The sequence below is a fragment of the Pseudoxanthomonas sp. genome, from assembly GCF_051953815.1.
Classification (GTDB): Bacteria; Pseudomonadota; Gammaproteobacteria; order Xanthomonadales; family Xanthomonadaceae; genus Pseudoxanthomonas_A.
Window position 1 is genome coordinate 1 of record NZ_JBQCIJ010000033.1, and the last position, 22845, is coordinate 22845.

Sequence of the window (22845 nt, forward strand, 5' to 3'; positions counted from 1 at the left end):
CCGAGGTCGCGCACGCTGGTGAAGCCGGCCATCAGCGTCTTCTCCGCATAACCCACCGAGCGGTAGGCGAAGTCCACCGGATCCAGGCGGAAGCCCTCCGAATAGCTCTGCGGGCTGGATTCGCCGTCCAGGTGAACGTGCAGGTCGGTCCATCCCGGCGTGCAGGTGTGATCTGCCAGGACGATGGATTCGGCGTCGGCCAGCTTGGCGCGGCCAGGGATGACCTCGGCGATCCGGCCGTCGCGGACCAGCACGGTGTGCTCGCCCAGGACCTTGCCGCTGCGGGCATCGAACACCCGTTCGCAGTGCAGCGCCAGGGTGCGGGGCGCTGCCGGCCCGGCGGCCAGGGCATCCGGGGCAGCGGGCAGGCCGCAGGCGGCCAGAGCGAGGGCAAGGGCGGTTCTGTTCATCTGGATTCCCCGGTTTCGACCCGTCCATGCTAACCGCTGGCATGGCGGGCCATGGTGCGCTGCGGTACCCTTGGCCGCTTTGCCGTCGCCGTTGCCGCACACCACCATGTCCACTGCCGCCGAACCCGCTTCCTACGATCCGAAAACCGTCGAGTCCCAGGCCCAGGCCTTCTGGGAGGCCCGACGCGCCTTCGAAGTCGACGAGCGGTCGGACAAGCCGAAGTACTACTGCCTGTCGATGCTGCCGTATCCGTCCGGTGCGCTGCACATGGGCCACGTGCGCAACTACACCATCGGCGACGTGATCAGCCGCTACAAGCGCATGACCGGCCACAACGTGCTGCAGCCGATGGGCTGGGACGCGTTCGGCCTGCCGGCCGAGAACGCGGCCATCAAGAACCGTACCGCGCCGGCCAAGTGGACCTACGCCAACATCGATCACATGCGCAGCCAGCTGAAGCTGCTGGGCTACGCCATCGACTGGTCGCGCGAATTCGCCACCTGCCGCCCGGAGTACTACGTCCACGAGCAGCGCATGTTCACCCGCCTGCTGCGCAAGGGCCTGGCCTACCGCAAGAATTCGGTGGTGAACTGGGATCCGGTCGACCAGACCGTGCTGGCCAACGAGCAGGTCATCGATGGCCGGGGCTGGCGTTCCGGCGCGGTGGTCGAGAAGCGCGAGATTCCGCAGTGGTTCCTGCGCATCACCGACTACGCCCAGGAACTGCTGGACGGCCTGGATGAACTGCCGGGCTGGCCCGACGCGGTCAAGACCATGCAGCGCAACTGGATCGGCCGTTCCGAGGGCCTGGAAATCCAGTTCGCGGTCGAAGGCAACGATCCGCTGACCGTGTTCACCACTCGCCCGGACACCCTGATGGGCGTGACCTTCGTGTCGATCGCCGGCGAGCATCCGCTGGCGCAGAAGGCCGCCGCGTCCAATCCGGCACTGGCGGCCTTCCTGGCCGAACTGAAGCAGGGCGGCGTGTCCGAGGCCGAACTGGAAACCCAGGAAAAGCGCGGCATGGATACCGGCCTGCGCGCCGTGCATCCGATCACCGGCGAGAAGCTGCCGGTGTGGGTGGCCAACTTCGTGCTGATGGGCTACGGCACCGGCGCGGTGATGGCGGTGCCCGGCCACGACCAGCGCGACTTTGAATTCGCCACCAAGTACGGACTGCCGATCCAGCAGGTCATCGCGTTGAAGTCGCCGCGCAACGAGGAAGAGGCCAGCTACGACGCCACCACCTGGCGCGACTGGTATGGCGACAAGACCCGCGAGGATCTGGAACTGGTCAACTCCGGCGAGTTCGACGGCCTGGGCTACCAGGGCGCCTTCGAGGCGCTGGCCGAGCGTTTCGAACGCCAGGGCCGTGGCCAGCGCCGGGTCAACTACCGCCTGCGCGACTGGGGCGTGAGCCGCCAGCGCTACTGGGGCTGCCCGATTCCGGTGATCTACTGCGACAAGTGCGGCGCGGTGCCGGTGCCGGATTCGCAGCTGCCGGTGGTGCTGCCGGAGAACGTCACCCTGGACGGCGTGAAGTCGCCGATCAAGGCGGATCCGGAATGGCGCAAGACCACCTGCCCGGAGTGCGGCGGCGCGGCCGAGCGCGAGACCGACACCTTCGACACCTTCATGGAGTCGAGCTGGTACTACGCGCGCTATACCTCGCCGGGCGCCAAGGACATGGTCGACAAGCGCGGCAACTACTGGCTGCCGGTCGATCAGTACATCGGCGGCATCGAGCACGCGATCCTGCACCTGATGTATTTCCGCTTCTATCACAAGCTGCTGCGCGACGCGCGGCTGGTGGACAGCGACGAGCCGGCGACCAATCTGCTGACCCAGGGCATGGTCATCGCCGAAACCTTCTATCGCGACAATCCGGATGGTTCCAAGGACTGGATCAATCCCGCCGACGTGGACGTGCAGCGCGACGAGCGCGGCCGCATCACCGGCGCCACCCTGCGCGCGGACGGCGCGCCGGTGCGCATCGGCGCGGTCGAGAAGATGTCCAAGTCGAAGAACAACGGCGTGGATCCGCAGGCGATGGTCGACCGCTTCGGCGCCGACACCGTGCGCCTGTTCTCGATGTTCGCCGCGCCGCCGGAACAGTCGCTGGAATGGAACGAAGCCGGCGTGGAAGGCATGGCGCGGTTCCTGCGCCGCCTGTGGACCCAGGTGCAGAAGCACGCCGCCGATGGCCCGGCGCCGGCGGCCGATCTGGCCGCGCTGAGCGCCGAGCAGAAGGCACTGCGCCGCAAGACCCACGAGACCATCGACAAGGTCGGCAACGACTACGGCAAGCGGCACAGCTTCAACACCGCGATCGCCGCGGTGATGGAACTGTCCAACGCGGTGTCGAAGTTCGACGACGCCAGCGGCAATGGCCGCGCGGTGCGCCAGGAGGCGCTGGAAGCGGCGGTGCTGCTGCTCAACCCGATCACCCCGCACGCCAGCCACGCGCTGTGGCAGGCGCTGGGCCACCCGGAAACCCTGCTGGAGGACGTCGCCTTCCCGCAGGTCGATCCGGACGCGCTGGTGCGCGATTCGGTGACCCTGGCGGTGCAGGTCAACGGCAAGCTGCGCGGCACCATCGAGGTCGCCGCCGACGCCGCCCGCGACCACATCGAAGCGTTGGCGAAGGCCGAGCCCAACACCGCCAAGTTCCTCGACGGCGCGACCATCCGCAAGGTCATCATCGTTCCGGGCAAGATCGTCAACATCGTCGCCGGCTGATCGCCGGCGACGGGCCAGCCGCCCGCGCCGCATCCGTGCGCATCCGGCGGGGCCTCGCTTGAGCCCTCCGGCGCCATCTGTTCCCTCATCCCGGCGAACGCCGGGATCCAGGTGCACGGACGGATGAAGCGTCCCGGGCCGCCCCGGGATTCCGCAAGGCCTGGGTTCCAGCGTTCGCGGCAACGGCAGCCAGGACGCATCACGCGCGACCCGGGTCCATTCCCGGACGTGATCGGGCCGGATCCTCACCGGTATTCACCTGCGGGCGGGCTAGGCTATTGCCGCCTTCCACGGCCTCGTCCAGACTTCGCCCATGATCCGAACCCGACTCATCGCCGCCGCCGCCCTGGCCCTGTTGCTGGCCGGCTGCGGTTTCCACCTGCGCAGCCGCATCGCGCTTCCCTCCGATCTGGGCCCGGTGCTGGTCCGCTCCTCCTCGACCTACAGCGACCTGGCCTACAAGCTGGTGCGGGGCCTGCAGGTGGCGGGCGCCGACGCGCGCACCCTGACCACGGCCGATGTGGACGCGGAGAAGGCCGCCGCCGCGCGCGGCGAAACAGCGCCCAGGAAGGCCGAACTGGTGATCGTCTCCGAGCGCTGGGGCGATCTGCCGATCGCGGTGGATTCGCTGGGCCGCGCCCAGGAGTTCAGCCTGCGCTACGCGGTGGTGTTCGCGTTCCGCAAGGCCGATGGCACCGATCTGGTGCCGCAGCAGGTCGTCGAACTGTCGCGCGACTACGTGTCTCCGCCGGAGAACGCCACCGGCACCACCACCGAGCGCGAGATCCTGGCCGACGAACTGCGTCGCGAAATGTCCGCCTCCATCCTGCGCCGCGTCGATGGCGTGGTGCGCGCCGGGCAGATGGTCAAGCCGGCTGATGGAACTTAAGCCCGAACAGATCGCCGGGCGCGCCGACGAGCCGTTGCGCCCGGCGTACCTGATCGCCGGGCCGGAAATGCTGCGGGTGCTGGAAGCCGCCGACGCGGTGCGCGCGCAGGCGCGCGCGCAGGGCATCGGCGAACGCGAGGTCTTCGACGCCGACGGGCGCGATTTCGACTGGAACGAACTGGACGCCAGTTTCAATGCGCCCAGCCTGTTCAGTGCGAGGCGCCTCGTCGAGGTGCGCCTGCCCGGCGGCAAGCCGGGCAAGGAGGGCGCCGAGGTGATCAGCCGGTTCTGCGCGAATCCGCCACCCGATGTCGTCCTGCTGATCACCGCCGGCGAGTGGAGCAAGGCCCACCACGGCAAATGGGCCGATGCGATCGCGCAGATCGGCATCATCGCCGTCGCCTGGGCGATCAAGCCGCACGAGTTGCCGGGCTGGATTGAAAGCCGCCTGCGCGCGCATGGCCTGCGGGCCGACCGCGATGCGGTGCAGACGCTGGCCGAGCGCGTCGAGGGCAATCTGCTGGCCGCCGCGCAGGAAATCGACAAGCTGGCGCTGCTGGCGCGGGGCGAGAACCTGTCGGCGCAGACGATGGAATCGCTGGTCGCCGACGCCGCGCGCTACGACGTGTTCCGCCTGACCGACGCGATGCTGGCGGGCCAGGGGCCGCAGGTATCGCGGATGCTGGCCGGCCTGCGCGCCGAGGGCGAGGTCGTCGCCGGGCTGATGCCGATGGTGGTCAAGGAATTGCTGCGCACCGCCCATCTGGCGCGGGTGCAGGCCGCGGGCGGCAACCTGGCCGCGGAAATGAAGGCCCAGGGCATCTGGGAATCCAAGCAGGCGCCGTTCAAGCGCGCGCTGCAGCGACATGCCTCGGCGCAGCGTTGGGAACGCTTCGTCGCCGAGGCGTCGCGCATCGACCGCATCGCCAAGGGACGCGCGCCCGGCGATGCCTGGGTCGCGATGGAACGCCTGTTGCTGGCGGTGGCCGAGGCGCGCGCGGTGCGCCTGCTGGTGGCCTGAGCGTTTCCGGACGGGGTCTTTCCCGGCAACGGCAATCCCCGCACACTGGAGCCCGGTCCCCGCTGAGCGGCTCCAGACACCGCATGCTCCATCTTTTCTACGGCGGCACGTTCGATCCCGTCCACAACGGACACCTGGCGATCGCCCGCGCCGCGCGCGACGAGCTCGACACGCTGGTCGCGCTGACGCCGGCGGCGGATCCCCCGCATCGCGCGCCACCGGGCGCCAATGCCGCGCAACGCGCGCGGATGCTGGAGCTGGCCATCGAAGGCGAGGCCGGCCTGCACGTGGACCGGCGCGAACTGCGGCGCGCCCTGCGCCAGCCGGAACGCCGCTCCTACACCGTCGACACCCTGCGCGAACTGCGCGACGAACTGGGCCCACGGACGCCGATCGCCTGGCTGGTGGGCGCCGACAGCCTGGTGGGCCTGCCCACCTGGCACGAATGGCGGGCCTTGTTCGAGCTCGCCCACTTCGTGGTGGCCGAGCGCCCCGGCAGTCCGCTGGATGGCGAACTGCCTGCGGAGCTCGCCGATGCCGTCGCCGAGCGCTGGACCCGGGATGCGGGGGATCTGCGCGCGTCGCCGGCCGGCCGGATACACCGGCTGCACCAGCCCCTGCAGCCGGAATCGGCCAGCGACGTGCGCCGGCGGATCGCCGGGGGAACGCCGTGGCAGGCGCTGGTGCCGCCCGCCGTGGCCGCCTATATCGCGGACGAACGGCTGTACTTCACGTCGGCGGCCGCGGACGGTCCGGTATAATCGCTGCCGAGTTCCCGGAGTCAGCACGCCTTTGTCCAGCCAAGCGCAAGTCATCAAGACCCGTCTTCCCAGCCCCCCGCCGGCCGTGCCGGTCCTGCTCGCCAACGTGCACGCGGCGGTCGAAGAACTGAAAGCCAAGGATGTCGTCGAAATCGACGTGCGCGGAAAATCCAGCGTCGCCGATTTCCTGGTGATCGCCTCCGGCACCTCCACCCGCCACGTCAAGTCGATCGCCGACGAGGTGGTCAAGTTCGCCAAGAAGCTCGACGTCATGCCGCTTGGCGTGGAAGGCGAGCGCGAGGCCGAGTGGGTGCTGGTGGACCTGGGCGACGTGATCGTCCACATCATGCTGCCGCGCGTGCGCGAGTTCTATGCGCTGGAGCGCCTGTGGACCGTGGGCGACCAGCCGCCGGAACGCGACGAGGTCGAAACCGGCGCCGAGGATCGGCTGTAATCAATCCTCCAGCCCCGTGGATGAAACAACGGCGCCGGGTGGCGCCGTTGTCGTTTCAGGACGGGGCGCGCGCGTTTACAGCGGCCCGCGCTCCCAGGGCCCGGTGATGGCGAAGGTGATGCCCGGAGTCTGGATGTTGACGAACAGCGTGCGCGACAGCGGATCCCAGCAGGCGCCGCAGAACTCGCTGTCGCGGTAGTCGCCCTCGGCGATCGTCTTGCCGGCATTGGCGATCTGGGTCGAGGTGACCTGCACGTTGTTCTTGCACAGGTAGAACGATTCGCCCGCGCGGGTCAGGCCGATCAGGCGCGCGCCCGGGCCGTACGCGTCGGGACTCTCGCCGCCGTCCTCGCACAGCACCACGCCGCCGCGCGCGCTGACCGTGATGTTGTCGGGGTTGTGCGCGGCCAACTGGTGGCCGCTGACGAACAGCGCCTTCAACTGCTGGGTGAACAGATCCAGCACCCAGACCGCGCCGTTGCCACGGCCCTTGCGGCCGCGCTCGTCGACGCCGGTGCTGGTATCGACGATGAACATCTTGCCGTAGCTGTACCAGATGCCTTCGCCCCGGCTCATGCGCAGCGCGCCATCGCTCCAGGCCTGGGCGAACGGCCCGCTGAGCGTTTCACCGGTGGAAATGTCCGGGAAGCCGGCGGGCGCGGCGATGGTGTCCAGATCCGGTTCCGCGACATCCACCCATTCCAGCTGGTACCGATCGCCGATGCTGGCCACGGTGAGGTCGGCGTTGCGCTTGCCGCGCACCCGCGCGGCCTGCAGGCGGCCACCGTTTTCCAGCGAACCGTTGCGACCGCGGCGATCATTGGGAATGAAGCGATAGAGGCCGGCCTTGTTGCGATCGTCCTCGGTCAGATAGACGATGCCGGTGCGCGGATCCACCGCCACCGCCTCGTGGCTGAATCGGCCCAGGCCCACCAGCGGGCGGCCCGTGGTGCGCTCGTTGTCGGGATCCACTTCGAACACATAGCCATGTTTGCGGCCGGCGCTGGAGGTGGCGTTGGTCTTGATTTCCTCGCAGCTCAGCCAGGTGCCCCACGGCGTCAGGCCGCCGGCGCAATTGACCAGGGTGCCGCCGAGACTGGGCTCCAGTGCGTTCCAGCCTCCGCCGACGCGATAGGTGAGGGTGGTGGTGCCGCCACCGGCCACCTGGCTGCCGTCGACGGTGCCGGTGTCATACATGCCGGGCGCCTGGATCGGCGTGCCTGCGCCACGTTCATGGTTGCGGATCAGCACGTACTCGAGCCCGCCGTGGCCATGACCATGACCGCGTCCATGCCCATGACCGCGTCCCCGCTGCGCGATCCGGGTGGCGACCACCGCCATGCCGTCGTGCCGATCCGGACAGGGCTGGCCATCGTCCATGCGGTCGCCGCTCCAGCCGAACGAGCGATAGCTGAAACCACGCGGCAGCTGCAAAAGCGGCAGGCCGGTCGTGCGGTCGGCGACCGGCGCGATCGGGCCGTAGCGGCTGACGACGGGGGACAGCCGCACCGATTCGGTGGCGGCAAGGGCCTGGCGCGAGTACAGCGCGCCCAGGCTGCCCATGGCGCCCATGGCCATGGCGGCGGCGCTGCCCTTGAGGACGGTGCGGCGGGCAGGATCGAAGACGGTCATCATACGACTCCAGCTGGCGGGGAGTCGGTGACGCTAGGCATTCCGTGTAACCGCTGGATGACAAAGGCATGACGCTTGCATGCGGCCCGACGAAAGCGTGGCGCCGGTATCATTGCGTCATGAAGAGCAGGTTGATCGCCACCGGTGAACGCGCCCCGGCCTGGGTCGCGCAGGGCTTCGCCGAATACCAGAAGCGCTTGTCGCACTGGCTGCCGTTCGAACTGGTGGAAATCGAGCCCGGCCTGCGCGGCAAGGGGCGCGACCCGCAACGCGCCATCGAGGATGAAGGAAAGCGCGTGCTGGCGGCGGTGCCGAAGAACGCCCACATCGTCGCCCTGGAAGTCACCGGAAAACCCTACTCATCCGAACAACTGGCGCAGCGCCTGGAGCACTGGCGCGGACAGGGACGGGATCTGGCCCTCCTGATCGGCGGCCCCGAAGGCCACGCGGCGGACGTGCTGGCCGCCGCGCACGAGAAATGGTCGCTGAGCCCGCTGACCCTGCCACACATGCTGGTGCGGCTGGTGGTCGCCGAACAGATCTACCGGGCGGCGGCGATGCTGGCGAACCATCCGTATCACCGCGCCTGATTTACCAAGCGGAGACCCCCGCATTTTCTGGATGCCGCCAGCGTGGACGGCATGAGTCCTTTCGCCGCCGCTCCCGCAACAGCGTCTCCCCGTCACGGCGAAGCCAGCGCCAGGACCGTCACCGACCGCGCTTTCGTTCTGCTCAGTTCTCGAGTTCGGTCACGGGTCTACGAACGGGTGGAGGAGGAGCTGAACCGTGTTTTTCCCGATAGATGCGGTCCAGTTGATTGTTCATTCTGATGGCTTCGGCTTCCGCCTGCATTTTTTCGAGATCGCTCAGCTTTCGTGGCATCCCGATGTCACGCGCCATCGCGATGCGAGTATCGCCCCGCATCTCCGCAACGCGCGAAAGCGCGTAGCCCACTTGAAGGTCGCCTTTCCTGCTGCCCGTCATGTAAGCGGCGAGGCTGCTGAGGGCAAAGATATTTCCTTCCGAACCGGCCGCGAACAATCTTGTCCTTGCCTCCGGATCCTTGGAGAGGTGGCGTGCGTCGAGCATCGTTCTTGCCACGTCGTCACCGGAGTTCGCGGCTTGCTCCAATAGATGGTCGGAAGCGGTGGTGTAGATTTCCCACTGTCGCGCGTTGGGAAATCCATGGGCGTCCAGCCACGCTTGCTCGGCTTCGCTTGTCGGTCCGAAGGGATCGCTTTCCAGGTCGAGGTTTTTCCGGCTTCTAGGGATTTCCGGAAAAGGAGTCTTTGTAGAAGGCGGCGCTTGTAATTTGGCGCCAACCGGGCCGGCGGCGGTGGATGGCCCGGGCTCCATCTGAAAGGGCGAAGTGCTGGCCTGTCTGTTGGGTCGGAAGGATTCTTGCTGATATGCCGCGTCATTTCTCCCGGATTCGGCAGATTCGCGATGGCATCCGATCGTGAAGGCGGTAAGTGCGACAAGCATGAACTCTTTGCAGAGGCTATGTTCTTTCACGGTTGCTTCCCCTTTTCGTCATGAGATGACATCCATCTTTATTGCCTCTCGATGGGTTCTATTTCGGGGCATGTCCGTCGTCAACTAACATTGGGTGCAAGCGTGCGGAGACTCGTTGGTCCAGCGTTTTTGGGTCGGACGTCGCATCCGGGGCCGCGCGGCGCATCGTTTCGTTGACCTCCCTTTTCAATCGACAAGAAAAAGGCCCGCCGAAGCGGGCCTTTTTCGTTGCTCGAGATGGAGCGGCTACTGCAGCGTGAAAGCAATCGGTACGATGCCGTAGGCCTGCACCGCGACGCCGTTCTGCATCGCAGGCTTGAAGCGCCATTTCTTCAGTACATGCTGGCTGGCTTCGCGGTCCAGCTTGCGGTTGCCGCTACTGCTTTCGATGCTGACATCCAGCGGCGTACCGTCCACGTCCACCAGTACGCGCAGCATCACGGTACCGGTGACCCCGACGCGGGCTAGTTCGGGTGGATAACGGGGCGCGGGCGCACTGATGTATTCCAGATGGCTGGCCGCGATCGGGCCGCTGGGAACCACGGGGCCCACCGCATCCGTCATCCCCTCGCTGATCTGCGCGACGATGGCCGGTTCGGTTCCACCATCGACGATGACCGGGGCATCGGCGATCGGCGTGGTCTCCCTCGGCTGCACCTGCGGAGTTGGTTGCGGCTTGGTTTCGCTGACCGGCTGCTTCTTGGTGATCGGCACCGGGATGGGGTCGATCGGCTGCTCCCGTTCGATCCAGCGGATGATGGGTTTGGGGGCGACCATCGGCGCAATCTGCGGCGCCGCCATCGGCATCAGCAGCAGGAGGAGGGCGAAGACGTGCAGGGCGATGGCCGCGGCGATGGCCAGGATGCGGCCGAGGTCCAGACGGGTCGGGGTGCGGAAGGGTAGTGCGCGAACCATGGTCCACCTCCTGAAGGGCTGTGACAGGAACAACGCTCGGCCGCGAGGAGTGGGGTTGCAACGTCCCCCGCGCCGCACCTCCAGACTGTACTCCACCGTGTGGTGGCCGCAAGAGGGGGCGACCAAGGTCGAATGCGATCGGAACCGTGGACTGAAAACGGCGACGGCGCCCGAAGGCGCCGTCGCGTGCGAGGGGATGACAGGCCTCAGCGGCCCAGTTCGAACACCACGTCCAGGCTGACCGAGAGGGTCGTCTCGCCGGGGGAGACGGGGGTGGATTCCATCCGGCCGGCCTTGGCGTCCATGGCCATCGCCATCATCGGCACCGGGCGGAAGCCGCCGCCGCCCTCGGAGATGCTGACGATGCGGCGGACCCGCAGGCCCAGCGCCTTGGCGTAGGTCTCGGCGCGGGCCTGGGCCTTCTTGAGGGCGGCCAGGCGGGCTTCGTCATAGACCGGCTCGGGCTGGTCGATCTCGAAGCTGGGACCGTTGATCTGGTTGGCGCCGACCGCGGCCAGCGCATCCAGCACCTTGCCGAGCTTGGCGATGTCGCGGACCTTCAGGCTGACCGTGTTGCTGGCCTGGTAGCCGGTGATCTTCGGCGGCTCGTTCTCGGCGTAGCGGTACTGCGGATTGAGGCTGATGCCACTGGTCTGCACGTCCTTCTCCGGAATGCCGGCGGCCTTGATCGCCGCGACCACCTTGGCCATCTGCTCGGCGTTCTGGCGCATGGCGGCGTTGCCGTCGGCGGCCTGGGTGACCACGCCCGCGGACAGGGTGGCGACGTCGGGCACGCGCGAGGCTTCCGCCTGGGCCGAGACATTGAGCAGGGTGCCGTCGGCGGGCACGGCGTAACCGGGGGCGGTCTGGGCTTGGGCGGTCATCGTGACGGTTCCTAGGGCCAGGGACAGGGCAAGCAGCAGCGGGCGAAGCGGGTGGTGGCGCATGGGATCTCCTTGTATGCGTCGGTGGCCGGGGCCAGTGGGAGTGAAGCGTGTTCAGTACACGATGAACGCGTTGTGAGTCGAATCGGGTTTTGCCGTCCACGGGAACGCTCAACCGGCGTTCAGTCAGTTGCCTCAGGTTATCCTTCCACGATGTTGCATCTGGCCTCCCAATCCCCCCGCCGCGCCGAACTGCTGACCCGTCTGGGCCTGGATTTCGGCCGCATCGATCTGGACATCCCCGAACACCGCCAGCCGGGCGAGTCCGCCGAAGGGTACGTCCGCCGGGTGGCCCGGGAAAAGGCCGGGGCCGGCCTGCTGAAGGTGATGACTGTGCCGGGCGCGGTGGTGCTGGGCGCGGATACCGAGGTGATCCTGGACGACGAGGTGTTCGGCAAGCCGGCCGACGCCGCCGACGCCGCGGGCATGCTGCGGCGCCTGTCGGGGCGGACCCACCTGGTGATCTCCGCCGTCTCGGTGGTGAGCGCCGCCCGCGAAGCGCAGGCGGTGTCGGTTTCCGAGGTGAGCTTCGCCGACCTGTCGGATGCGGACATCGCCGCCTATGTCGCCAGCGGCGAAGCCATGGGCAAGGCCGGCGCCTACGGCATCCAGGGGCGCGCCGAACAATACGTGACCCGGCTGTCGGGCAGTTTTTCCGGGGTGATGGGACTGCCGCTGCACGAAACCGCCGGCCTGTTGCGGGCCTTCGGAGTGCTGGCGTGACGGCCATCGCGGCCGGAGCCGCCCGCCACCATCGCCCGCGGACTTTCCGCAACGCTATCGTGGGAACGGCCGCTGCGGCCGCTTCCGTTCTTTTCCTTTCCGCCGGACGGTGACATGAGCGAAGAAATCCTGGTCAATGTCACGCCACGCGAGACCCGTGTCGCCGTCATCGAGAACGGCATGCTGCAGGAACTGCACATCGAGCGTGGCTGGCGCCGCGGCGTGGTCGGCAACCTGTACAAGGGCAAGGTGCAGCGGGTGATGCCGGGGATGCAGGCGGCGTTCGTCGAGGTCGGCCTGGATCGCGCGGCGTTCCTGCATGCCAACGACATCGTGCGGCCGGCGCCGGTCGCCAACGGCGAAGCGGTCGAGGCGCCGCTGCCGCCGCCGCCGTCGGTGCCGATCATGGATCTGCTGCGCGACGGCCAGGACGTGGTGGTGCAGGTGGTCAAGGACCCCATCGGCAGCAAGGGCGCGCGCCTGACCACCCAGATCAGCATTCCCTCGCGCTATCTGGTGCTGCTGCCGCAGTCCAAGGTGGTGGGCGTTTCGGCGCGCATCGAGGACGAGGCCGAACGCCAGCGCCTGAAGTCGCTGGTGACGGATCTGGCGGCCGCGCACGGCGGCCACGGCTACATCATCCGCACCAATGCCGAGGGCCAGCCGGCCGAGGCGCTGGCCGAGGATATTTCCTACCTGGCGCGGGTCTGGGCGCTGGTGGAGCAGCGCAGCCGCGACGCCGCGGTGGGCACCTGCATCTACGAGGACCTGACCCTGCCGCTGCGCGCGGTGCGCGATCTGATGCGCCGCGACGTCGAGAAGGTGCGGGTCGATTCGCGCGAGACCAGCGAACGGCTGCAGGCATTCGCGGCCAAATACATGCCGGTGCTGGCCGAGCGCATCGAACACTACAGCGGCGAGCGCCCCATCTTCGATCTGTATGGCGTCGAGGACGAAATCGGCCGCGCGCTGGACAAGGAAGTGCCGCTGAAATCCGGTGGCTACCTGGTCATCGACCAGACCGAGGCGATGACCACCATCGACGTCAACACCGGTTCCTTCCTCGGCCAGCGCAATCTGGAAGAGACCGTCTACCGCACCAACCTGGAGGCGGCGCAGGCGGTGGCGCGGCAGCTTCGCCTGCGCAACCTGGGCGGCATCATCATCATCGACTTCATCGACATGGATGATCCCGAGCATCGCCGCCAGGTGTTGCGCACACTGGAGAAAGCGCTCTCGCGCGATCACGCCAAGACCACGGTGTACGAATTCTCGCCGCTGGGCCTGGTGGAGATGACCCGCAAGCGCACCGTGGAAAGCCTGGAGCGGCAGTTGTCCGAGCCGTGCCCGGAGTGCGGAGGACGCGGCAGCATCAAGACCGCCGAAACGGTCACCTACGAAATCTTCCGCGAGATCACCCGCGCGGTGCGCCAGTTCGAAGCCGCCCGCCTGCTGGTGATCGCCTCGCCCAAGGTGGTCGCGCGCATCACCGACGAGGAATCGCAGTCGGTGGCGGAACTGGAGGAATTCCTCGGCAAGTCGATCCGCTTCCAGGCCGACGAGCAATACCTGCAGGAGCAGTTCGATGTCGTGCTGCTTTGAGGCGCGGATGAGCGGCCGTGCGGCCGTTGGAAGCCGGGATCGGGGATTGGTGATTCGCCCTGCTGTCCGCCATTCCCCCTCTCTCATCCCGACTCGCCACTGATGCCGACTCCGTTGCGCCGTCGCCTGCGTCTGGCCCGCCGTGGTGCCGTTTACGGCATCGCGATCGTGCTGGTGTGCATGGCCGTGGTGCTGGGCGTGGCCAGCCAGGTGCTGCCGCTGGCCGAGCGCCACCCGGAGCGCGTGGCCGCGTGGTTGACCGAGCGCGCCGGGCGGCCGGTGGCGTTCGACCGCGTGCAGACCCAATGGACCCGGCGCGGGCCGCTGCTGCAGCTGGATGGCCTGCGGATTGGCGAGGGCGATGGCGGTGTCCGCATCGGCCAGGCCGAAGTGCTGGTCTCGATGTACGGCGGACTGTTGCCGGGACATTCGTTCACCGAACTGCGCCTGCGCGGCCTGTCGCTCACCCTGCAGCGCGCCGACGACGGCGCGTGGTCGGTGCGTGGCCTGCCGGGGCAGCAGCAACCGGGCGGCGATCCGCTGTCCAGCCTGGAAGGCCTGGGCGAACTGCAGATCATCGGTGGCCGCCTGACCGTCGATGCGCCTTCGATCGGCTGGCAGTTGCAGGTACCGGACATCGATCTGCGCCTGCGGGTGAACGGCGACCGGGTGCGGGTGGGCGCGCGTGCGCGCATCCGCGCCGACAGTGCGCCGCTCAACGTCGCGGTCGATTTCGATCGCCGCAAGGGCGATGGCCGGGCCTACGCCGAAGTCACCGCGACGGACATCGGCGCGTGGTCGCCGCTGCTGCGGTATGCGGGCGTGGTGGCGGATCGCGGCAACGGCCAGTTGCAGGGCTGGGTGTCGCTGCACCGCCATCGGGTGGTGATGGTCACGGCCGAGGCGCATGTGCAGAAGCTGGGCCTGCGCGGCGCGCCGCTGGTGGGCGGCGGCCCGTTGCCGCGCGTGGCGTTCGAACAGTTGGACGGCCGGGCGCGCTGGCGCCTGACGACGGGCGGTTGGCGCCTGGATGCGCCGCTGCTGCGGGTCGGCAGCGATGGACGCACGCAGACGCTGGATGGACTGCTGCTCGCCGGGGGACGCGACTTTGCCGTGGTCGCCCGGCAGCTCGATGCCGCGCCGTTGTTCGCGGTGCTGGGATTGAGTGATCGGGTCGACGACGACATGCGGCGCTGGCTGGGCCAGGCGCATCCCACCGCGCGTCTGGCGCGGCTGGAAGTCGCCGGCAACCGCCAGGGAGGACTGCGCGGCCGCGGCGAACTGCTGGAGGTCGGATTCGCGCCGGTCGGCCACGCGCCGGGTTTGAGCGGGCTCGCGGGCGAATTCGAGGGCGATGCGGACGGCATGCGCCTGCATCTGAAGCCGGCATCCCGGTTGAAGTTCGATTGGCCCAGTGGCTTCGGCGTGGTCCACGACGTCACCCTGGACGGTGAAATCGTCGGCTGGCGCGAAGGCGCGGGCTGGCGCGTGGGCACGCCCGCGCTGCGGGTGCGTGGCAAGGACTACGGCGCCCATGTGCGCGGCGGCATGTGGTTCCAGAATGACGGCACCCGACCGTGGATCGATCTGGCCGCCGATCTCGACCAGGCCCAGGTGCCGGCCGCCAAGGGATTCTGGATTCATCACCAGATGCCGAAGGCGGCGGTCGACTGGCTCAACGCCGCGCTGGTCGGCGGCCAGGTCAACAACGGTCGCGCGATCGTCTCCGGCGATCTCGACGACTGGCCCTTCACGGGGCACAACGGCCGCTTCGAGGCGGTCGCTCGCATCAACGGCGGACAATTCAAGTTCCAACCGGACTGGCCGGCGCTGGAGCAGGTGGACGCGGACATCGCCTTCATCGGCAACGGCTTCTCCCTGAGCGGACGCGGCAACCTGGGCGGTGTGCCGGTCGAGAAGTTCAGCGCCGGCATCGCCGATTTCCACGAGTCCAACCTGCTGATCGACGCCGCCACCCGCACCGATGCCGGCCGGTTGCTGGCGATGCTGCGCCAGAGCCCGTTGCAGAAGACCTATGGCGAGACGCTGGCCGACCTGGAAGCTTCCGGCGGCACCCGCGCGACGTTTCATCTGCTGCAGCCGCTGAAGAAGGATTCGCCCACCCGCCAACGATTGGAGGGCGAGGTGGAATTGACCGCCGCCAAGCTGGCCGACAAGCGCTGGAACCTCGCGTTCACCGAGGTCGCGGGCAAGGCGCGCTACGACAACGGCGGCTTCGCGTCCGAGCCGATGAAGGTGATGCTGCAGGGGCAACCCGGCCTGCTGTCGCTGCGCGCGGGCAGTGGCGTGCGGGATCCGCAGCAGGCGTTCGAGGCCGAACTGGCCGCGCGCCTGGACGCGAGGGAGATGCTGGATCGCGCGCCGGAAATGGCATGGCTCAAACCGTACGTGGACGGTCGCTCGGACTGGAATGTCGGCGTGACCATTCCGCGCGGCGCCTCCAGCGATGCGCCGAGCCAGTTGCAGCTGCGCTCGCAACTGGTTGGGACCGCGCTAAACCTGCCCGCGCCGCTGGAGAAGCCGGCGTTTGCGGCATTGCCGACGGTCGTGCGGACTTCGATGCCGCTGGGCAGTGGCCAGATCGAAGTCGCGTTCGGCCAGCGTCTGGCGCTGCGCGCGCGCAACAACGGCCAGCAGACCGGCGTGCGCGTGGTGCTGGGCAGCGACACCGTCGCCGAAGCGCCGCCCGCGTCCGGCCTGATCGTCAGCGGGCGCACGCGGCAACTGGATGCGCTGGACTGGATCGCGCTGTTCAAGGGCGGGGAGGGCGACGACGGCGGACTGCCGCTGCGTCACGTCGACATCACCGCCGCGCGCCTGCTGCTGATTGGCTCGGTGTTCCCCGATACCCGCCTGCAACTGGCGCCGGCGCCGAACGCGCTGGCGGTGACCCTGGAAGGGCCGGCGCTGTCCGGAGGCCTGCTGGTTCCGGACACGCGCGGCGGCGCCATCGTCGGACGCCTCGCGCGACTGCACTGGCAGAACGCTTCGCCCGCCACCGCGACGGCTGCATCGACCAGCGCGCGCGCCGGTGCCACCACCACCGGTGCGGGGACGGTTGCCTCGGTTGCGCCCGCCGACGACGGCATCGACCCCGCCGCGATCCCGCCGCTGTCGCTGGACGTGGATGAGCTGCGCGTGGGGGCCGCAAAGCTGGGCAACGCGCGCCTGCGCACACGGCAATTGCCGGCCGGCATGCAGATCGAACAGCTGCAGTTGCGTTCCCCGCAGCAGAGCATCGACGTGGCCGGCACCTGGCTGGGACGCGGCGCGCATGCGCGGACCCAACTGCAGGCCAAAATCGACAGCCGCGACTTCGGCGCGCTGCTGGCCGACGCCGGATACGGCGACCGCATCCGCGGCGGCCACGGCACCCTGCAGGCGAGCGCCGGATGGCGTGGCAGCCCCGGCGCCTTCCGTCTCAGCGAGCTGGAAGGCGACATCCGCGTGGATGCGCGCGACGGCCACCTGCTGGAACTCGAACCCGGCGCCGGCCGCGTGCTCGGCCTGCTCAGCGTGGCCGAACTGCGCCGTCGCCTGACCCTGGATTTCAGCGACTTCTTCTCCAAGGGCTTCGCCTTCAACCGGATGGAAGGCAAGGTCATGCTGGGCAACGGCCTGGCGCGCACCGACGCGCTGGTGATCGATGGCCCCGCCGCGGAGATCCGCATCGGCGGCACGACCGACCTGCGCGCGGAGCAGTTCGATCAGGTGGTCGACGTGCTGCCCAAGTCGGCCAACGTGCTGACCGCGGTCGGCGCCGTCGCCGCCGGTCCGATCGGCGCCGCGGTCGGCGCGGTCGCCAACGCGGTGCTCAAGCGGCCGCTGGGCGAGATGGGCGCCAAGACCTATCGCGTGACCGGTCCGTGGAAACAGCCGAAGGTGGAAGCCGTCTCGCGCGAACAGTCGCGTGAACAGGTGGCACCGTCGCCCGTGCATGCCGGCTTGCCCTGAAGCCGGGTGCTCTACGCCTTGCGTCCCTTCGCCATCACCCCCATGTCCCTGCCATGACTGCTTCCCTGACTCTCGCCGAAACCCGCCTTCTGCTGCCTGCCGGCCTCGACCAGCACGGCCTGGACCGTACCTTCGGCGCGCTGCTGGGACCGGGCATCGATTTCGGTGATCTGTACTTCCAGCACGCCCGGCGCGAGAGCTGGACGGTGGAGGACGGCATCGTCAAGGACGGCGCGCATTCGATCGAACAGGGCGTCGGCGTGCGCGCGATTTCCGGCGAGAAGACCGGCTTCGCCTATTCCGACGACATCAACGCGGTGGCGCTGCTGGACGCCGCGCGCTCGGCGCGCGCGATTGCCCGCGATGGCGCCACGCACACGCCGCGCGCGCTGGTGCGTGGCGGCGGACGCTCACTGTACGGCGCGGACGATCCCATCGATGCGATGGACAACGCCGCCAAGGTCGAAGCGCTGCGCGCGGTCGACCGGTTCCTGCGCGCCGCCGATCCGCGCGTGCAGCAGGTGACGGTGAGCCTGTCCGGCGGCCTGGACACGGTGCTGGTGGCGCGCAGCGACGGCGTGCTCGCCGCCGACGTGCGCCCGCTGGTGCGCCTGAACGTGCAGGTGCTGGTGGAGCAGAACGGTCGCCGCGAATCGGGCTATGCCGGCATGGGCGGCCGTTATTCCTACGCCGAACTGCTGGGCGGCGGCCAGCCGGAAGAACTGGCGCGCGAAGCGCTGCGGCAGGCGCTGGTGAACCTGGACGCCATCGACGCGCCGGCCGGCGTGATGCCGGTCGTGCTGGGCGCCGGCTGGCCGGGCGTGCTGCTGCACGAGGCGGTGGGGCATGGTCTGGAAGGCGACTTCAACCGCAAGGGCACCAGCGTCTACGCCGGCCGCATCGGCCAGCGGGTCGCTTCGCCCGGCGTGACCATCGTCGACGACGGCACCCTGCCGGGCCGGCGCGGTTCGCTCAACATCGACGACGAAGGCACGCCGACGAACTGCACCACGCTGATCGAGGATGGCGTGCTGGTCGGTTACATGCAGGACACGCTCAATGCGCGCCTGATGGGCATGGCGCCCACCGGCAACGGTCGCCGCGAATCATTCGCGAACCTGCCGATGCCGCGCATGACCAACACCTACATGCTCGCAGGACAGCACGATCCGGAAGAAATGATCCGCTCGGTGAAGAAGGGCCTGTACGCGGTGAACTTCGGCGGTGGCCAGGTCGACATCACCAGCGGCAAGTATGTGTTCTCGGCGACCGAAGCCTATCTGATCGAGGATGGCAAGGTCACCGCGCCGGTCAAGGGCGCCACCCTGATCGGCAACGGGCCGGAAACCATGCAGAAGGTGAGCATGATCGGCCACGACCTCGCATTGGACGCCGGAGTAGGCGTGTGCGGCAAGGACGGGCAGAGCGTGCCGGTGGGCGTCGGCCAGCCATCGCTGCTGATCGAGGGCCTGACGGTGGGCGGCACCCGCGCGTGAACCGCGGGCGGGTGGACGGCGCCACGCGGGCGCCGGCACGCGGCTCAGTCTTCGTCGATGTCCGCGTCGTCGCGCGCCGCGGCTTCGTCGCCATCGGCGAGCAGTTCCCGGATCTCGCGGAACAGTTCGCGGAACGCATGCGGCGGCTTGTTCTTCGCGCGTTCGTCGCCGGCGTTGCGAATCAGCTGGCGCAGGCGCTGGCGATCGGCCTGCGGAAACTCCTCCAGCAGTTCGCCCAGCGCGCCATCGCCTTCGGCGAGCAGGCGTTCGCGCCAGTGCTCGGCGCGATGCAGCTGCGCCGCCTCGCGCCGGGCCGCGTCGCCGCCTTCATCCATGGCGTCGCGGATCGCGGCCAGGACCTCGTCGTCCTCGCGGCGCATCTGCTTGGCCAGGTATTGCAACTGCCGCTTGTGCGCGATGTGCGAGGTGATGCGCCGGGTTTCCAGGATGTGCGGCATCAGGTCTTCGGGAATCGGCAGCTTGGCCAGCCGTGCCGGCGTCAACGCCACCAGTTGTTCGGCCAGGCTGCGCACTTCCAGCGCGTCTTCGCGCTGCTGGGTGCGGCTGGGGCTATAGAATTCGCCGGTTTCGGGGTCGCGTCCGCGCATGGTCGATCTCGGTTGCCGGTCACGCGGCGGCGCCTGCATGGCGCGCCGGGACGTCTTTCACGGGGGAAGCCGGGTTTTCCGGCTTCCTGCATTGCATAAGGATAAGCCATTGAACGCCATCACCGTTTCCGCCGACGACAGTCTGGCCCGGCTGGACGCCCTTGCCGACCTGTCCCAGCGCCTGCTGGCGGCCGCCCGGGCGCGCGGCGCCAGCCAGGCCGAGGTCAGTTGCAGCGAGGAGCGCGGGCTGAACGTCAACGTGCGCCTGGGCGAGGTCGAGACGGTCGAATCGACCCGCGACCGCGGCATCGGCGTGACCGTCTATTTCGGTCATCGCAAAGGCAGCGCCAGCACCGCCGACCTGCGCGAGGAGAGCCTGGAAGCCACGGTCGAGCAGGCCTGCGCCATCGCCCGCTATACCGAGGATGACGACGCGGCCGGCCTGGCCGACGCGGACCGGATGGCGAACACGTTCCCCGATTTCGATCTCTGGCATCCGTGGCCGGTGCAGGCCGACGAAGCGCTGGATCTGGCCCTGGCCTGCGAAAACGCAGGCCGCGAGGCCGACCGCCGCATCGGCAATTCCGATGGCGCCTCGGTGGGCAGCTCGGAGAGCCTGTCGGTCTACGCCAACTCGCATGGCTTCATCGGTCGCGAGCGCAGCACCCAGCACACCCTGGGTTGCGCGCTGATCGCCGGCGAAGGCGATGGCATGCAGCGCGATGGCTGGTATACGACGGCGCTGGATGCGTCCGCGCTGGAAGCGGCGCAGGCGGTGGGCCGGCGCGCGGCCGAACGCACGGTGGCGCGATTGCAGCCGCGCACCGTCGCCACCGGCGAATATCCGGTGCTGTTCGCCGCGGAAGTCGCGCGCTCGCTGATTGGCCACCTGCTCGGCGCGGTGTCCGGCTCGGCGCTGTACCGGCGCGCGAGCTTCCTGCTGGACCACGCGGGCCAGCGCATCTTTCCCGACTGGTTTTCCATCGAGGAGCGCCCCTTCCTGCGCCATGGCTGGCGTTCGGCCGCGTTCGACGCGGAAGGCGTCGCCACCCGCGAGGCGCCGTTGATACGGGCCGGCGTGCTTGAACGCTATCTGTTGGGCAGCTACTCGGCGCGCAAGCTGGGCCTGCGCAGCACCGGCAACGCCGGTGGCGTGCACAACCTGGAAGTCGCGGCCAATGCCGGCGGTTTCGACGAACTGGTCCGCGGCATGGGCCGTGGCCTGGTCATCACCGAGCTCATGGGGCAGGGCGTCAATCCGGTGACCGGCGACTACTCGCGGGGCGCGGCCGGTTTCTGGGTGGAGCAGGGCGAGATCACCCATCCTGTGGACGGCATCACGGTTGCGGGCCATCTCAAGCAGATGTTTGCGGGCATCGAAGCGGTGGGCAGCGACGTGGATCCGCGCTCGCACGTGGCGTGCGGATCCGTCCTGCTGGGACGCATGACCGTTGCCGGCACCGACTAACGTGTCTTGACAGGGATCGCCCGGGCCCCGAAAGTGGCGCCCGGGGTTGTTCCATACCACCAACGTCAACAAGGATTGGGGATACACGCATGAGCGAATTTGAAAACGTCACCGCACCGCCGCCGCCGCCGGCTTCGAGCCAGGCACCACAGGAAGAGCGCACCATGGCGCTGGTCGCGCACCTGCTGGGCATTCTGACCAGCTTCGTCGGTCCGCTGATCATCTGGCTGATCAACAAGGACAAGGCCCCGAACTCGTTCGTGGTCGATCAGTCGAAGGAAGCGCTCAATTTCCAGATCACCCTGGTGTTCGTCTATATCGTCGGCATCATTCTGTCGGTGATCGTGATTGGCGTGTTCATCAACATGCTGGCGGGCCTCGCCGGTCTCATCCTGGCGATCATCGCCGCGGTGAAGGCCAACAACGGCGAAGCCTACCGCTACCCGTTCGCCATCCGGCTGATCAAGTAAGCAGGGTTCGCGAGTCGAAGAAAAAGGCCCGGTCTGACCGGGCCTTTTTCATTGCGACGATGAAGCCGTCGTCCCGGCATCAATGATTGCGTCGCACCGCCAGTTCACCGAGCGCGCGCAGGGCGTCGGCGGCTTCGCCGAACGCAGACAGCGAATCGCGCATCGCCGCGTCGAGTTCCGTCAGGCGCGCCTTGGCGCCTTCCATGCCGAGCAGGGCCGGATAGGTCGACTTGGCCTGCGCCGCATCCTTGCCCGCGGTCTTGCCGAGCTGTTCTGAGCTGCCTTCCACGTCCAGGATGTCGTCGCGGATCTGGAAGGCCAGGCCGAGCGAGGAGGCGAATCCGTCCAGGCGCGCCAGCGCGTCGGGGCCGGCGCGGCCGGCCAGGGCGCCCAGCCTTACCGCGGCGCGGATCAGCGCACCGGTCTTCCAGGCATGCATGCGCGCCAGCTCGTCCAGACCCTGCTCGCGCCCGGTCGCGTCGATGTCCAGTGCCTGCCCGCCGCACATGCCGGCGACGCCGGACGCGGCGGCCAGCGCCTGTACCCAGGCGAGGCGGATGTCGGCATCGGCGGGCGCCTGCGCCAGTACCTCGAACGCCCGTGTCTGCAGGGCGTCGCCGGCGAGGATGGCGGTGGCTTCGTCGAAGGCGACGTGCACGGTCGGGCGCCCGCGACGCAGTTCGTCATCGTCCATGGCGGGCAGATCGTCGTGCACCAGCGAATAGGCGTGGATCAGCTCGACCGCCGCCGCAGGCGCGTCGAGCAGCGTTTCCGGGGCGCCGGACACCGCGCCGGCGGCATAGACCAGCAGCGGCCGCATGCGCTTGCCGCCGCCGAGCACGGCGTGGCGCATGGCCGCGTGCAGGCGCGCGGGGGCCTGCTCCGGGGACGGAAGGGCCTGATCGAGGGTGGCTTCGGTGCGTGCGGCCCAGGCCGCGAAACGGGCCTCAGTTGCCATCGGGCAGGGGCGCGAACGACTCGGCGCCGTCGGGATTGGCGGGATCGCTGAGCAGCCGGACCCGCAGTTCCGCCTGTTCCAGCGCGGCCTGGCACTGGCGGTACAGGCCGACGCCGCGCTCATAGGCGGCCAGCGAGTCCTCCAGGCTGAGCTCGCCGTGTTCCATGCGGTCGACCAGGCGCTCGAGTTCTTCCAGCGACTGTTCGAAGTTCGCCACCGGGGAGGCGTCGGGGGTGTTTTTCTTGGCCATGCGGGAAAGTGTGC

The 22845-nt window shown here is 68.6% G+C and carries 19 protein-coding genes and 1 pseudogene; 12 read left to right on the forward strand and 8 right to left on the reverse strand.

What is annotated here, in order from left to right; genetic code table 11:
- Window positions 1-410 (reverse strand): annotated as a pseudogene (locus ACTHN1_RS07945) (amidohydrolase family protein); the annotation flags it as partial.
- A 106-nt stretch (window positions 411-516) separates the two neighbouring features.
- On the opposite strand from ACTHN1_RS07945, the gene leuS reads away from it, so the two are divergent.
- From leuS to rsfS, 5 genes are all read left to right on the forward strand, one after another.
- Complete coding sequence (leuS, locus tag ACTHN1_RS07950) at window positions 517-3150, forward strand: leucine--tRNA ligase (protein WP_440470412.1); 2634 nt, start codon at window positions 517-519, stop codon at window positions 3148-3150.
- Between the two features lie 313 nt (window positions 3151-3463).
- Window positions 3464-4039 carry an LPS-assembly lipoprotein LptE gene (locus ACTHN1_RS07955; protein WP_440470413.1) on the forward strand — a complete coding sequence of 192 codons (576 nt, stop codon included), beginning with the start codon at window positions 3464-3466 and terminating at the stop codon, window positions 4037-4039.
- Window positions 4029-5060 carry a DNA polymerase III subunit delta gene (holA, locus tag ACTHN1_RS07960; RefSeq protein ID WP_440470414.1) on the forward strand — a complete coding sequence of 344 codons (1032 nt, stop codon included), beginning with the start codon at window positions 4029-4031 and terminating at the stop codon, window positions 5058-5060. Before ACTHN1_RS07955 ends, holA begins: the two co-directional genes overlap by 11 nt.
- 83 nt (window positions 5061-5143) lie before the next feature.
- Window positions 5144-5821 carry a nicotinate-nucleotide adenylyltransferase gene (gene nadD, locus ACTHN1_RS07965; RefSeq protein WP_440470415.1) on the forward strand — a complete coding sequence of 226 codons (678 nt, stop codon included), beginning with the start codon at window positions 5144-5146 and terminating at the stop codon, window positions 5819-5821.
- A 31-nt stretch (window positions 5822-5852) separates the two neighbouring features.
- Window positions 5853-6275 carry a ribosome silencing factor gene (gene rsfS, locus ACTHN1_RS07970; RefSeq protein ID WP_440470416.1) on the forward strand — a complete coding sequence of 141 codons (423 nt, stop codon included), beginning with the start codon at window positions 5853-5855 and terminating at the stop codon, window positions 6273-6275.
- 75 nt (window positions 6276-6350) lie between these two features.
- Here rsfS and ACTHN1_RS07975 read toward each other — a convergent pair whose 3' ends face one another.
- Window positions 6351-7907 (reverse strand): alkaline phosphatase PhoX, encoded by a 1557-nt coding sequence (locus ACTHN1_RS07975; RefSeq protein WP_440470417.1) that lies wholly within the window; start codon window positions 7905-7907, stop codon window positions 6351-6353.
- Window positions 7908-8026: 119 nt separating this feature from the next.
- On the opposite strand from ACTHN1_RS07975, the gene rlmH reads away from it, so the two are divergent.
- On the forward strand, window positions 8027-8497 hold the full coding sequence (rlmH, locus tag ACTHN1_RS07980; protein WP_440470418.1) for a 23S rRNA (pseudouridine(1915)-N(3))-methyltransferase RlmH: 471 nt from the start codon (window positions 8027-8029) through the stop codon (window positions 8495-8497).
- A gap of 142 nt (window positions 8498-8639) precedes the next feature.
- Here rlmH and ACTHN1_RS07985 read toward each other — a convergent pair whose 3' ends face one another.
- The 3 genes from ACTHN1_RS07985 to ACTHN1_RS07995 all read right to left on the reverse strand — a co-directional run bounded on the left by ACTHN1_RS07985 (window position 8640) and on the right by ACTHN1_RS07995 (window position 11284).
- Entirely contained in the window at window positions 8640-9422 is a 783-nt protein-coding gene (locus ACTHN1_RS07985; RefSeq protein WP_440470419.1) for a hypothetical protein, read from the reverse strand.
- Window positions 9423-9668: 246 nt separating this feature from the next.
- Window positions 9669-10337 carry a TonB family protein gene (locus ACTHN1_RS07990; RefSeq protein WP_440470420.1) on the reverse strand — a complete coding sequence of 223 codons (669 nt, stop codon included), beginning with the start codon at window positions 10335-10337 and terminating at the stop codon, window positions 9669-9671.
- A 206-nt stretch (window positions 10338-10543) separates the two neighbouring features.
- Window positions 10544-11284 carry an SIMPL domain-containing protein gene (locus ACTHN1_RS07995; protein ID WP_440470421.1) on the reverse strand — a complete coding sequence of 247 codons (741 nt, stop codon included), beginning with the start codon at window positions 11282-11284 and terminating at the stop codon, window positions 10544-10546.
- Window positions 11285-11434: 150 nt separating this feature from the next.
- On the opposite strand from ACTHN1_RS07995, the gene ACTHN1_RS08000 reads away from it, so the two are divergent.
- The 4 genes from ACTHN1_RS08000 to tldD all read left to right on the forward strand — a co-directional run bounded on the left by ACTHN1_RS08000 (window position 11435) and on the right by tldD (window position 19077).
- Window positions 11435-12004 carry a Maf family protein gene (locus ACTHN1_RS08000; RefSeq protein ID WP_440470422.1) on the forward strand — a complete coding sequence of 190 codons (570 nt, stop codon included), beginning with the start codon at window positions 11435-11437 and terminating at the stop codon, window positions 12002-12004.
- Window positions 12005-12118: 114 nt separating this feature from the next.
- Complete coding sequence (rng, locus tag ACTHN1_RS08005; protein WP_440470423.1) at window positions 12119-13606, forward strand: ribonuclease G; 1488 nt, start codon at window positions 12119-12121, stop codon at window positions 13604-13606.
- Between the two features lie 102 nt (window positions 13607-13708).
- Window positions 13709-17581: a YhdP family protein gene (locus ACTHN1_RS08010; RefSeq protein WP_440470424.1), complete on the forward strand. Its 3873-nt coding sequence runs from the start codon at window positions 13709-13711 to the stop codon at window positions 17579-17581.
- Window positions 17582-17634: 53 nt separating this feature from the next.
- Window positions 17635-19077 (forward strand): metalloprotease TldD, encoded by a 1443-nt coding sequence (gene tldD / locus ACTHN1_RS08015; RefSeq protein WP_440470425.1) that lies wholly within the window; start codon window positions 17635-17637, stop codon window positions 19075-19077.
- A 44-nt stretch (window positions 19078-19121) separates the two neighbouring features.
- Here tldD and yjgA read toward each other — a convergent pair whose 3' ends face one another.
- Window positions 19122-19685, reverse strand: coding sequence for a ribosome biogenesis factor YjgA (yjgA, locus tag ACTHN1_RS08020; protein WP_440470426.1), 564 nt, complete (start codon window positions 19683-19685; stop codon window positions 19122-19124).
- Between the two features lie 109 nt (window positions 19686-19794).
- Between yjgA and pmbA the strand changes: the two genes are divergently transcribed.
- Window positions 19795-21153, forward strand: coding sequence for a metalloprotease PmbA (gene pmbA / locus ACTHN1_RS08025; RefSeq protein ID WP_440470427.1), 1359 nt, complete (start codon window positions 19795-19797; stop codon window positions 21151-21153).
- A gap of 89 nt (window positions 21154-21242) precedes the next feature.
- Complete coding sequence (locus ACTHN1_RS08030) at window positions 21243-21623, forward strand: DUF4870 domain-containing protein (RefSeq protein WP_440470428.1); 381 nt, start codon at window positions 21243-21245, stop codon at window positions 21621-21623.
- 79 nt (window positions 21624-21702) lie between these two features.
- On the opposite strand, the gene ACTHN1_RS08035 is transcribed toward ACTHN1_RS08030, so the two are convergent.
- Together ACTHN1_RS08035 and ACTHN1_RS08040 are read right to left on the reverse strand one after the other, a co-directional pair.
- A complete protein-coding gene (locus ACTHN1_RS08035) occupies window positions 21703-22581 on the reverse strand; it encodes a polyprenyl synthetase family protein (protein WP_440470429.1) in 879 nt (292 codons plus the stop codon).
- Window positions 22571-22831 carry an exodeoxyribonuclease VII small subunit gene (locus ACTHN1_RS08040; RefSeq protein WP_440470430.1) on the reverse strand — a complete coding sequence of 87 codons (261 nt, stop codon included), beginning with the start codon at window positions 22829-22831 and terminating at the stop codon, window positions 22571-22573. The genes ACTHN1_RS08035 and ACTHN1_RS08040 overlap by 11 nt, the downstream gene beginning before the upstream one ends.
- Window positions 22832-22845: the final 14 nt, after the last annotated feature.